The organism is Lysinibacillus sp. 10T31 (assembly GCF_056394365.1).
In genome coordinates, this window is sequence record NZ_JBFTHS010000010.1 from 11,996 (window position 1) to 25,569 (window position 13,574).

Below are 13,574 nucleotides of genomic sequence, written 5' to 3' on the forward strand. Positions count from 1 at the left end.
TAAATGGCTCTTAACCAAAACGTGTGGTTGATTTCCGTTCCGGCTTGGCGCTTTGTAGCTGTCGCTTTGCTTTCGCTACAGAAAACATTTGTTGCTGTCGCTTCGCTTTCGCACAGATAAAACATTTGTTGCTGTCGCTTCGCTTTCGCACAGATAAAACATTTGTTGCTGTCGCTTCGCTTTCGCACAGATAAAACATTGCCCGCTGACACTTCGCTTTCGCGCAGAGCTTCCTGGGGGCGTCCGATAAGCCGCTTCGCTGCAGGGTCTCGGGCCAACAGATGTCTTTTGCGCGAAAGCGTAGTGCTAACGTAGCGGCAGCAGCAGGATGTTGGTCACGAAGGAGTCGCCAAGCCTCCACTACAATCAACTTTTCCATATGACAACCGTTTTAAAAAGATCATCCTAATAGAGTCGAACTAATTTGAACGTCTCCATTATTAATTTGAACAGTTTAAATGAAATTTATTTTAAGATATAAAATAATAGCCTTTGTTTAATTATTTTTAACAAGGCTATTTTTATTTTTCTATACTATTGTTCTCGAGTCACATCAAAATGTTTGTTCCATTTAATAATCAATAGAATTGGCTATGTCCACTAAAGTTTCAGAAGTTACTTTATTCGAAACTCGTTTATCTATACTTAGCATATACTGCAAATTGTCTCTCTCAAAAACGAGGACATTAAAACCTGAAATGGTCATATATGTGGCCACAATCTCATTTTTTAATTCATAAGTTTTTACTACATATTTCTCTCTTAGAGGCAATTTATACTTAAGTGGTCGAATATCAATTTTATAGTGATTTTCGGATAATTGATCATTGATAAATGTCACTTCAAGTGTGTCATTGCCTTCATACTTTAAATCGGAGAATCGTCCAAAATGATGTGTAAAGCTTATAGGGGGTACTCTAAGAGGTAGCTTTAGTTTTTGGCTAAAGTGCTGTTCAAAATCACTCACTGCTTCTTCCACCGATTTGTATCCTATTTCCGGATATATTTCTTCATAAGGACTTGGTTTATCTTTTGCAGATGCATGTAATGTTATTAAAAAAAATGTACAAAATGAAACTAAGAAAAGATAAACAGTTCTGTTCATTTGTTTTCACCTCAAAATATCTTTAGGTGTAACATTCCCGAATTTATTAAATTTATTAGATGAACGTTTCATTACCGAAATTTTGGATGAAATTTTGGATAAGTTGATTGGGGGATTAGCAATAGAGGAACGAAGGCAAAAAACTTCATATACTGTGATAACACCTTCGTTTAGCGTAAAAAAACATCTGTTGGCCCGACGCCCCCAGGAAGAGCTCAGTCGGAACGGAAATCAACCCCACGTTATGATGAATGGCTATATCAATTTTTCATAATCAAAAAAAGCTGAACTAATTGTTAGAATTAGTTCAGCTTAAAAATAATTTTTATCTATTAATCTGTTATTGTCACGGTTTTTATAGCAATAATTTTACCGTCTTTATCATATGCTACGAATTCAATCTCATTATTAACTTTGAAGTCCTGCATTGTTTGAACTGTTTTTGTTAACATGTAAACACTATCACTACGCTTATTCAATTCAAACTGCACATCTCCACTTAAAGATGGGAATCGTACATTAACCTTTGCAACATTTGAGCAATTGCCATTAATTCTTGCATTCATTGTAATATTGCCTTTGCGTAGAGTCACTGTTGCTTCTTCAAATAAATTTTCAGGAGTCACGCAACTTGAAGACGAAGTTTTACATAAAATAGAATCAATAATTTTTTGGAAAACTTGATGTAATTGTAAGTTATCGTTAGCGTGGTAATAAGTACCACCAGTCTCAGTAGCCAGTTGCATTAAAATTGCATCATTGACTTGAGATTTTTTACCCATACTTACAGTGTAAACCTTGACCCCTTTATTTTTCGCATCGTTCAGCACTTTTGTCATTTTCGATTTACTAGTTTTGCCATCTGATACAACAATTATAGATTTAGAGGTTTTCGAGTCATTTGAGAATTTAGACAGAGCGAGATCTATACCTGCAAAAATATCTGTGGCACCTTTCTCTTTCGATGCTTTATACAGATCTTTTTTCAATACATTGTCTGTACTGCCCTCTCCAAGAACAGTAGCTTTTGTATTTGTTTCAATCACAATATTATTTTTTGCCTTTATTTGATTGATGACTTCCATCATTTTCTTACCACGGTAATTTGTTTGGTCAGAAGCTTTCATGGAAGCAGAGTAATCAACTACATAAGCGACTTCTGTTGCTAAAGAACAAGAATTTTTACTAAAGTAAGGGTTTGTGAAAATTTCCTTTGTAATTGTTTTATCTTTTAAATCCTTCAATATTGTTGCATAACGAGGATCTATTTTGTTTACTAATGTTGCCTCAGCTTTTGATTTCCCATAAATAACCGAGTCAAAGTACGCTACAGCTGTCCCTGGGCTTCCTGTATTATTTAAATAATCCGAAGTATTTGTAACAAATGAAGCTGTTTTCTCAACACCATCAAATTTAATTTTCACTGTTCCTTGATAGTCAGTAATAATTTCTCCACCTGGTCTCACTAATGTAACCATTACCTTAGTATACCGATCTTTACCAGACGGTCTTGATGCCGCATCCGCACTTTCCTTTAATGCTTCCACTCGTTTTTTATAGGCTTCTACTTGACCTAGTAATTTACCACCTTGGTATTTTAATAATACTGTTCGATCATAGTTACTCAAGCTTGTGAAAATAGCATAAATTTTCATGACACTATCATAATGCTCGAGCGTCAGTTTTTTTTCATCTGGCATATAGCTCATAAGTTGAATAATAGCGCCGACTGGGTTAATGTTTTCAACCTGCGAGGCAATCGCATCATCAATTCCTTGAATACGATAAATTGGACGCCCATCATCTGAAATCATATACATAATTTCAATCGTATCATTAATCGAATCCTTCAAGCGTTTTTCTATAATTTCTTCGAACAGCCAAACTGAAATATTATAGTTTTCAAACTGTAAAATGGCATTTTCATAGCCTAATGCAGGGTATTTTTTATCACTACCACCATATTGTAAATATATATTTTCAACATTTCCTAGAGCATTTGTTACATTTGTTTGCTGCCCAATACTAAATAGCTTTTCTTCTCTATCCATCCAATGGACGTTCACAATATTTTCTTTAAAGAACTCTGGTAATTTTTCATACGGTACATATGGAGGTGTTACATTTCCATTTTCGTCATCCGTATTTGCAGGATCATACACTTGATAATCAATGCGCATTTCCGGCTGTGGTGAGTAACGGACATGTGCATTCAGTTTTTCACCTACAAGACATTTCATACCAGGATCTGTGTTGTTAATAAGCTCAAATGAAATTGTATCACGTACAGATTTTGTTAATTTTGGTGCTATAACAATCGCAGAAACAGTAGAGCCATCTGATTGTACATTTCGAACAGCTTCACCAGATGTGTCAACGATTTTTGCACCATATGATGAAGTTACACGGAATGTATAAGATTTATCATCAGGTATTGGATCACCATTACAAGCTTTTAAAGATACTGTAATGAGCGTTGAATCTTGGTCATTTGCGATTAAATCTGGTTTTTCAACATCAATACTTTGTAGAGCATTATTAACATTCTCTGGTCCAGTAAAATCATTGTTATTATCCTTTGGCTCTTCAAATTCTGTGTTGCTTGAGCCCATGAAGCCCGGAGGTAATGTAATTTCATCGTTATCACGGCCTGCTGCAGTACGTTTTAATCCTATTACAGCAAAGTTACCGTTTTGTACACTGCGATATAAAAATTCAGCACTATCTCCACGAGTTAGTTTTGTAGAAGGATTGAAATTGGCAAATGTCTTTTTACCAGTGCTTCCTGTTGAAATTTCATTTGTGTATAAATATTGAACCGCCTGAGGCTCATCTAAATCTAAGCCTTTAAAGGCAGCATATATACGCGCAAATTGTCCACGTGTAACAGCTTTTGTCCGATTGGCTGTTGTGTAGGTACCGTTAAATGGTAAATATAAATCACTATAGAAGTTATAAGCGACACTGTCGTTATATGTTAATGCATAGTTTCGATCAAGCTTTGCAAACATGACAACAAGCTCTCGCTCAGTTAGCTGCTCATTAGGTAAAAAGTTATTAGCGCTATTCAATGAGAGTAAATCATTATCGACTGCCCATGAAATAGCTTTGAATTTACTATTATTAGTTGGTACATCATTAATTTTCGTAGCTGCCTGAGTTATAACTGGAGTTGCTGTCATCAGGACTAGTACGAAACATAGTATGGATAGAAATGCTTTTTTAGCATACGTCATTTATTGTTCAGTCCTTTCTTTAATTAAAGAACAATATGTCATCTCGATAGTTTTGTTTTAAGTCACTTTCCAAGTAATTCAAAAAACGTTCTAGTACTACTGATGCTTCTGCTCTCGTTAATGGTTGATTTGGATTAAATCGACCTACAGGGTCACCAGTCATTAAGCCTAACTCATTTACAATGTAAATACCGTCTCTTGCGTAGGCTGGAATTTGCGCATCATCCTTAAACTTTGTTATATAGCCTGGATCTGGGGCCTTATTCTCAAGCCCTAAGGCACGCACATAAATCGTAGCAGCTTGTGCTCTAGTAATTGCATTATCAGGCTTGAAATACTCTGGTGATACACCTTTAATAATTCCTTTATGAACCGCAGACTCAATATAGGCATAATCTTTTACTGTACGCTTGATATCTTTAAAAATACTTGTAGTAGTTTTCGATTTTTTCGTTTTCGGTTCTGCCATAACACGTAAGTCAACCGCCTTACCAATCGCCGCTGTAAAGTCAATACGCTTCATAGGGGTATTTGGTGAGAAGAAGTTACTTGCATCAGAGTAAATACCTAAAGAGTATAATTTTTCAATAGCTTGTTTCGCATAATGATTTGATAAATCACGGAACTTAGGAATGATTAAACGTTCAATTGTCGGCATGTATTCTGTATCTAAGTCCATATTACCATTTTGCCCAGAGGCTAAATCATACGTATATTCAGAAATAACATCCTTTTCACTTACTACCGCATATCCACCATCAAAGCTCCCTAAACTCCCTAGGTTTTCTTCATAGTTTAATACACGTGATTTGCTTGTAGATAAACGATTTTTCACATGACTTGTCTTACCATCGCTATAACTATAAACAGCTTCTGTAATTTGTGTTTCTGTTGCTCCCCAGAAATTTTCATAGCCAGCATGACGACTATCAGTATCAATTGTTACAGTATTTTGGACTGCATTTTTTCCAGTCCCTGTTTGATAGGCATATGTTTTTCTCGAAATCACATTACCTGAGAAATAATCAGAGGCTACACGATTGTCCGTTACAGTCCCTTGTGAAAATTGGAAATCAACCAATGTATATGTTGTTTTCCCAGAAACAATTTTCTCTGAATATTTTTTCACAACACCATTCGATGTTTTTTGACCAATCGTAGCATAATCTACAACATCTGATTCATATGCAATATTTCGTGTCAATGTAGCACCGTTACTTGCTGTTAGCTTTACACTATATGTTTCAGTTAACTTTCCTTTAGATTCTTTTTGTGTAAAATTAATGTCTTTACTAGTGCCTTTAAAAATAATGGGTGTTCCTGTAATGAAAACAGCTTCCTCATATGTATATTCATTTTTTACAGCACCTGTTGTTTCTAATGAAGAAGCCGATGCATTTTCTGGGATAGTAGCTCCAATAATAAATACAGCAAGAACCACTAACATTAATTTAGATAAATGTTTTCGCATTCTTTTTCTGTTCCTCTCTTTCAATCCATGCATATCCGCATCTGGAGCTGTCAATTATTTCTTTAAGATTACAAAATAATCAGGTGTGTTGATGTAAGAAAATCAATAGGAACATAACCCTTGTACCCCTGAATGAGCCTATTTTTTCCTAATCAACACACCTAAAATATTCAAGGTTAACATCTGCTCGCCTTCTACTCCTAGAGTAGCTGACGCTACGCTTTCGTTACATAAAACATTTGCCGAAAGAAGTTAATCAACTAATATTAAATGAGCTTTGACAAAACGATCTGATAATACTACTAAACGATCAGAAGGTTTTAGATCAGATGCTTGAATAACTTTACCAGCTTTAATAATTGTTGCTTGGTCTATATTCATATCAATCATTTCACCAGCTTCATACCAACGACCATTTTGCCATTGACTAACGCTCTTCACATTGATTACAGCTGGGTATTTCGATTTAACTGACTGCATTTTACCAGTTAACATTAATGGAGCAACTGGCTTAGCTTTATTAAGAATATGAAGGGCCTGTACATGGCCATCCTTCACATAGAAGTATCCATATTCCCCTTCGTATAAATGAAGCTCAATATCAGGAATGACATTATATGTTTTGTTACCATCATCTACTTTTGCCTTTGTTGAATTACTAACCGATAGTACAGTACGTTCTGTTTTCTTGAAGACATTTGACTCGATCTTCATCGCATCATCAATTTCGATTAAATAGCCATCTGTTTGTGATAAACGTCCATAATATAACTCATGACCTGCTAAGTTTGGTGACATAAAGCTATCACTTGTTACTTGTACAACTTGAGCATAATGATCACGTGCAGCTCCGTCCGAAATAACAAAGGCTGTACCATAAGCTAATAAGCCATTAGGTTCAATTAAACGACCATTTCTAATTAAAATCGTTCCATCGTGGAAGTATAATGTGCCAGCAGATTTAAGTTTTAATACTTGATATTTAGTATCCACAGAAAGCATAGGCTCATAGTAAGTTCGCTCATTGTTTTTCAATACAACAATTTTTTCAATCACTTCTTTGCCAAATTGTTTAATTGTTGCATAATATGCTTCACTGCCAATGTAATTTTTTAACTGACCTTTATCAATTTTTGTATTTCCAACATATATCGGTACCTTCGATGAAAAATTCATCGTTGATAAGGCCGTTGTTGTATCAGAACCAAATTGCCAATTTATAAAAGCATGTTGGTTTTTAACAGTTAATTTATTTGCATTGGCATTTACTGTTTGTAGCTCACCTTTATATAGGTTTTCAACTAATGTACCCGTCTCACTAATTTCGATTTTCGTGACAATGGATGTGTTTCGATTTTTAAGGCTAAGCTTAACACGATCCCCTACATATAATGCGCTAACATCAACTGCAGAGGAGTTTTTTTGGTAGCTTGTATCTTTATTTATATAGTAGGTTGTTTCTTCTCCTAAATCTGGCTTCAACATAATGAACAGTCCATTTGGATCAATACTTGTCACTACCCCAGCAAGTGTTTTAGTGTTTTGTGCAACTGTTGGAGATTCTGTTTCTTTTGTAGAATTAGAAGTACCTCTAAGCTCAACAACACTTCGAAGGGAAATTTCCGCTTCTACTTTCATCCCCATCTTAAAGCCTTCGATTGTTGTCTCTGTATTATTAATATACAGGCGGGCACTATTATTTATATTGTATGTAACCTGACGACCGCTATCATTTTGCAAAGTAATATTACTAAGCTTTTTTTCTATTACTCCATTTGGATTTTCATATTCTGAAAATGTTACATCAACAAAAGTTCCAGTCACCATTTGTGCAGCATGTGCTGTTTGATTTGATGAAAACCCGAGAACCGTTAGTAACAAAATCGTTAGTATGTATGGAATCTTCTTCAACAAATCCCGCCTCCTTAAAAAATATTATTATAAATAGTATATCGTAATATTGGTAGTTTTTACTATTAAAAAAGTTACATTTTAGTGCTTTTACATATTTTTTTAAAACTACCATTAGACACAAAGATAGAGGTAGCTTCCAATTTCAAGCTACCTTTGCTTCATCATACTTGAACGTCAATTGTATGTCCGGCTGTAGGATGTGGAGCATCTAACATTTCAACTAATTGTTCTGTATTTTGTTGTTGCATCTCCATTGCCTGTTTTGTTACAGCTAGAGATACATTTTGCATTAATGTTGCTTGATTCATTGCCATTGATAAAGCTGCGATATCCATTTAGTCCACCTCCTATGTAATTTATCGGTCAGTTGTTTCATTCATCAAGCGATTCTCCAAATTAATTTTCAATAAAAAAACATCTACTGTCCTAAATAATAGACTCAATAGATGTTTTTTTATTACATTTTACTTTCGATCGTACGCCAAGCTTCTTCAAAGCCAATTCCTTTTTCTGAAGAAAAGACAATAAGAGGGTCATTTTTTTCCATGTCTAGCGTTTCTTTCACGATTTTTTTATGCTTATCCCATTTACCTTTTGGAATTTTATCTGCTTTTGTTGCAATAATAATACAAGGAATATTGTAATGCTTTAAAAAATCATACATCATGCGATCATCAGCTGTAGGGGGGTGACGTAAATCAACAATTTGTACGACTGCCTTTAATTCATTACGCCCTGTAATGTAACGCTCAATCATTTTTCCCCATGCTTCACGCTCAGTTTTTGAAACCTTTGCATAACCATAGCCCGGAACATCTACAAAAAATAATTGTTCTTCAATTTTGTAAAAATTAAGCGTTTGTGTTTTTCCGGGCTTAGAAGAAATACGTGCTAAAGCTTTACGACCGATCATTCGGTTAATAAATGAGGATTTCCCCACATTTGAACGACCGGCTAGTGCAAATTCTGGCAGTCCATCTTCTGGATATTGGTCTGGTCTTACAGCACTTATGACCATTTCGACGTTATGGACTTTCATTTTCTTAAAAACCTCCATCCAGTGCAAGGGCTAATACTTCATCAGCCGATGACACTAGTTTAAATGTTAGTTGTTCGCGTACACTTTCAGGAATTTCCTCAATATCTCGCTCATTATCTTTCGGACAAATAATTGTGGTTAAGCCTGCTCGATGCGCACTGAGTGTTTTTTCCTTTAAGCCACCAATTGGCAGTACACGTCCACGTAAAGTAATTTCACCTGTCATGCCGACTTCACGGCGTATTGGACGGTGTAAAATTGCAGAAACAATTGCGGTTGCCATAGTAATACCTGCGGAAGGTCCATCTTTCGGCACAGCTCCTTCAGGAACGTGAATATGAATATCATGTGTTTCAAAATATTCTGCATCCACTTTTAGATCTTCCATTTTTGTACGGACATACGATAGAGCTGTTTGAGCAGATTCCTTCATGACATCGCCTAACTTCCCAGTTAACTGCAATTTTCCTTTACCAGGTGTTAATGATACCTCAATTTGTAATGTATCACCACCCACAGTTGTATAAGCAAGCCCAGTAGCTACACCGATTTGATTTTCCTCTTCTGCTTGTCCGTATCGGAAACGATGTTTACCAAGTAATTCCTCTAACGTTTTCGAGTTCACTGTTACTCGTTTTTTCTCACCAGAAACGATGATCTTAGCGATTTTACGGCATAGGGTTGCGATTTGGCGCTCTAGTCCGCGAACACCTGCTTCACGAGTATAATAACGAATGATATCCACTACTGCTTCGTCTTTAATAATAATTTGAGTTTTTTTCAAGCCATGCTCTTTTAACTGTTTTGGGATTAAGTGATTTTTCGTAATTTGCTCTTTTTCAATTTCTGTATAACCAGCAATAGAAATTACTTCCATACGATCTAGTAACGGCCCAGGAATTGTACTTAAATCATTGGCTGTTGCTATAAATAATACATTTGATAAATCATAAGGTTCTTCGATGTAATGATCACTAAATGTATTATTTTGAGCTGGATCTAAAACTTCAAGCATCGCTGCTGCTGGATCTCCCCTGAAGTCATTAGCCATTTTATCAATTTCATCTAGAAGGAATACAGGATTGATTGTCCCTGCCTTTTTCATCCCTTGGATAATACGACCTGGCATTGCCCCAACATACGTACGACGATGACCACGAATTTCCGATTCGTCTCGTACCCCACCTAATGAAATACGGATAAATTTACGATCCAAGCTTTCTGCAATAGATCGAGCTAATGACGTTTTACCTACACCTGGAGGGCCAGCCAAACATAATATTGGTCCACGTAACGATTTTTTTAACTGACGTACAGCTAAATATTCTAATATACGTTCTTTTACTTTTTCTAATCCGTCATGATCACGATTTAAAATGTCCTCTGCATGTTCAATATTCATGCGATCTTCAGTCTCAGTTGTCCATGGTAGTGATACAATCCAATCAATATAGTTTCGGATTACACCACTCTCTGCACTAGCTGCAGGAATCTTCTCATAGCGATCCAACTCTTTAAGCACAACTTCTTTCGTTGATTCAGGCATTCCTGTTTCGTCAATACGTTTACGTAATTCAGCTACTTCGCCAGTTTTTCCTTCACGGTCTCCTAGCTCAGTTTGAATAGCTTTCATTTGTTCACGTAAATAATATTCCTTTTGCGTACGCTCCATGGATTGCTTAACTTTTGTATTAATTTTCTTCTCAAGATCGAGTACTTCTTGCTCGTCATGTAAACGAATAATCAAATGATCTAATCGCTTCTTTACACTGAGCATCTCCAATACTTCTTGCTTATCTGCAATCTTAAAGGGTAAATGCGATGCAATGATATCTGCTAAATGACCTGGCTCTTCAATGTCTGCCACGGTACTAATGGTTTCAGATGTAATTTTATTGGAGCCTTTCGCGTATCTTTCGAAATACGTTAATAACGTACGCATTAAAGCCTGTGTTTCAACATCCTTACCGACTGTTTCCTCCTTAACATCGATGTCAACAATCGTATATTTATCTAACGCCCGATAGTTAGACCATGTTGCACGCGCCACACCTTCCACTAAAATACGCAGTGTCCCATTTGGTAATTTTAGCATCTGTTTGACATATGCCATGGTACCAACTGTATATAAATCTTGCTCATCAGGCTGTTCATCATGCACTTCTTTTTGCGTTACCAATAATATCAATTGGTCCTCTAGCATCGCTTGTTCTAGCGCAGCTACAGAACGATTTCTACCCACATCAATATGTAACACCATCGACGGGTATACTAAAAGTCCACGTAAAGGCAATAATGGTACACTTGTTGTTTTTTGTATTGTCACCATGCGGGTATTCACCTCCGTCAAAATTTTCTTATTCACTCCTACGCTACTAGTATGTGTCTAAAAAACTGATTCACACTAGTTAATCAATTGAGCCAAAAATTTCATCTAATTACAGTTGGCTTTATGTATGAATGAATAAAAAGCTGACTGTCGATATGTGCGAACATTGCACAATCGAAGTCAGCTAAATTACTCTTTATCTCATAACAATAGACACCCAAGTCTGTTCGTTATGCTGAAGTTTTTGTGTCGCTACCTTCATCGAGTTCAGTGCCATCTTCAAGAAGCAATTTCGGTTTTTCTTTATCCGTAATTGTTTTTGCCGTAATGATACATTTTTTCACATCTTCGCGTGAAGGTAGTTCGTACATTACATCAAGCATCGTTGACTCAATAATTGAACGAAGACCACGTGCACCTGTTTTCCGTTCTATTGCTTCTTTTGCAATTTCAGAAAGCGCACCTTCATCAAACTCAAGCTCAACACCATCTAGTTCAAGCATTTTTTGATATTGCTTAGCTAGTGCATTTTTAGGCTCCGTTAAAATTTGTACAAGCGCAGCATCGTTTAATTGTTCTAGACTTGCAAGTACTGGTAATCGACCGATGAATTCTGGAATTAGACCAAATTTTAATAAATCCTCTGGAATCAGCTTTGCCATAATTGAGCCTTCATCCACATCAATTTTGTTTGGATCTGAACCAAAGCCAATTACTTTTTCACCCTGACGACGTTTAATAATGGATTCTATTCCATCAAATGCTCCACCTACAATAAATAAGATGTTTGTAGTATCGATTTGTAAAAACTCTTGATGAGGATGCTTACGACCACCTTGTGGTGGGACACTCGCAACTGTACCTTCTAAAATTTTCAGAAGTGCTTGTTGTACACCTTCACCAGAAACATCACGTGTAATGGATGGATTTTCGGATTTACGTGCAACTTTATCGATTTCATCAATATAGATGATTCCTTTTTCAGCACGCTCGATATCATAATCTGCGGATTGAATTAATTTTAATAAGATATTTTCAACGTCCTCACCTACATAGCCAGCTTCTGTTAGAGAAGTAGCATCTGCAATAGCAAAAGGAACGTTTAATATACGCGCCAATGTTTGGGCCAATAAAGTTTTACCGCTACCAGTTGGGCCGATTAACACAATGTTCGATTTTGCTAATTCTACATCATCAATTTTACTATTTGTATTAATGCGTTTGTAGTGATTGTAAACCGCAACTGCTAAAGCTTTTTTAGCACGTTCTTGTCCTATTACATACTCATCTAAAATCGTTAAGATTTCTTTCGGTTTCGGAATATCTTGGAATTCGATTTCTTCTTCAACGCCCAGTTCCTCTACAACGATTTCTGAACAAAGTTCGATACATTCATCACAAATATAAACACCAGGACCTGCAACTAGTTTACGTACCTGTTCTTGTGGCTTTCCACAGAATGAGCATTTTAAATTGCCTTTTTCATCATTAAATTTGAACAATATGTTTCACCCCTATTCAAGCAACAATCTTACAAGATTATCGAATCTTTATCAAATAAATTGTCTGCATCTATTTACACCACGGCGTTAATGTTTCAAGATTTAAAAAAATTTCGACATTCATCGCACAAAAAACATTAACATTATAGCAAAGAATGCCAATTCATTAACTTGATGAATCTCAGCTCTTCACCATAACGTGTGGTTGATTTACGTTCCGGCTGGGCGCTTTCCTGGAGCGTCCGATGAGCCGCTTCAATCAATTTATTTCAATTTCGCCTTGGCGTAATTGTAGCTGACGCTTCGCTTTCGCTACAGATAAACATTGCGTCCGGATTTTGAATTGTGCCCAGGCCTGCAAGAGAGCCGACACGATGTCGGATGTCGGTAATGCCACAGGACGTAGCCTCATTATTCTTCAGAGGTAGGATTCTTCTACTGAATGAAGATATATGGCATACGTTTTAACAAACGTCATCCACAACTTTTGGTGCTGAACCTGGATTTCGCTAATTATACCTTTGATTTCCATGTGTGTATAACTGACTGATTCTTCAGAAACCTCTAGCGACCAGAGACCTTTCTTTTCGTTAAGATCTCTGACCCTCGACTACTATTTAGCTTGTGACTTCACGGATATAACCGATAGTACAAGTTAAAGATACTCATATTTGAGTATCTTACATTTCTTTAAAATCTATTACATTCGCCAGAGGCTTAACTTTATTCAGAAGAGGATGTATTTCGTTGTTCCTCATTTGGAAGAATTGAGACATCAATCAATTATGCCCCGGCATAATTGTGTCTGGAATCGGCTTTGTACTTGCAATTCCGTGACATCCGCCGGATGCTTTAACTTCTTTCAGCAGATGTTTGGACACCCGCTGAAAAGTGACTTAAAACCGCATTCGTATCACCACCTATAGAGGTGGTAGACTTCCGTAACTGCCGTTTCACTTACGTTACAAAAAAACATCT

At 36.3% G+C, this 13,574-nt stretch carries 10 protein-coding genes; all 10 read right to left on the bottom strand.

The features are described from left to right. Positions 1-10: 10 nt before the first annotated feature. The 10 genes from AC1DCY_RS07710 to AC1DCY_RS07755 all read right to left on the bottom strand — a co-directional run bounded on the left by AC1DCY_RS07710 (position 11) and on the right by AC1DCY_RS07755 (position 12,993). Positions 11-379, bottom strand: coding sequence for a hypothetical protein (locus AC1DCY_RS07710; protein WP_477348917.1), 369 nt, complete (start codon positions 377-379; stop codon positions 11-13). Positions 380-571: 192 nt separating this feature from the next. Beyond that, positions 572-1,105 carry a hypothetical protein gene (locus tag AC1DCY_RS07715; protein WP_477348918.1) on the bottom strand — a complete coding sequence of 178 codons (534 nt, stop codon included), beginning with the start codon at positions 1,103-1,105 and terminating at the stop codon, positions 572-574. A gap of 332 nt (positions 1,106-1,437) precedes the next feature. Continuing rightward, positions 1,438-4,341, bottom strand: a complete 2,904-nt coding sequence (locus tag AC1DCY_RS07720; protein ID WP_477348920.1) for a vWA domain-containing protein — start codon at positions 4,339-4,341, stop codon at positions 1,438-1,440. A gap of 19 nt (positions 4,342-4,360) precedes the next feature. After that, positions 4,361-5,812: an S-layer homology domain-containing protein gene (locus tag AC1DCY_RS07725; protein ID WP_477348922.1), complete on the bottom strand. Its 1,452-nt coding sequence runs from the start codon at positions 5,810-5,812 to the stop codon at positions 4,361-4,363. A gap of 252 nt (positions 5,813-6,064) precedes the next feature. Continuing rightward, positions 6,065-7,723, bottom strand: a complete 1,659-nt coding sequence (locus AC1DCY_RS07730) for a hypothetical protein (protein WP_477348924.1) — start codon at positions 7,721-7,723, stop codon at positions 6,065-6,067. 164 nt (positions 7,724-7,887) lie between these two features. Then, positions 7,888-8,061, bottom strand: a complete 174-nt coding sequence (locus AC1DCY_RS07735) for a YjfB family protein (RefSeq protein WP_012295488.1) — start codon at positions 8,059-8,061, stop codon at positions 7,888-7,890. A gap of 122 nt (positions 8,062-8,183) precedes the next feature. Continuing rightward, entirely contained in the window at positions 8,184-8,765 is a 582-nt protein-coding gene (gene yihA, locus AC1DCY_RS07740; protein WP_477348926.1) for a ribosome biogenesis GTP-binding protein YihA/YsxC, read from the bottom strand. A gap of 4 nt (positions 8,766-8,769) precedes the next feature. Beyond that, entirely contained in the window at positions 8,770-11,094 is a 2,325-nt protein-coding gene (gene lon / locus AC1DCY_RS07745) for an endopeptidase La (protein WP_477348928.1), read from the bottom strand. A 230-nt stretch (positions 11,095-11,324) separates the two neighbouring features. Continuing rightward, positions 11,325-12,596, bottom strand: coding sequence for an ATP-dependent protease ATP-binding subunit ClpX (gene clpX / locus AC1DCY_RS07750; protein ID WP_477348930.1), 1,272 nt, complete (start codon positions 12,594-12,596; stop codon positions 11,325-11,327). A 259-nt stretch (positions 12,597-12,855) separates the two neighbouring features. After that, entirely contained in the window at positions 12,856-12,993 is a 138-nt protein-coding gene (locus tag AC1DCY_RS07755; protein WP_477348932.1) for a hypothetical protein, read from the bottom strand. Positions 12,994-13,574 lie beyond the last annotated feature (581 nt).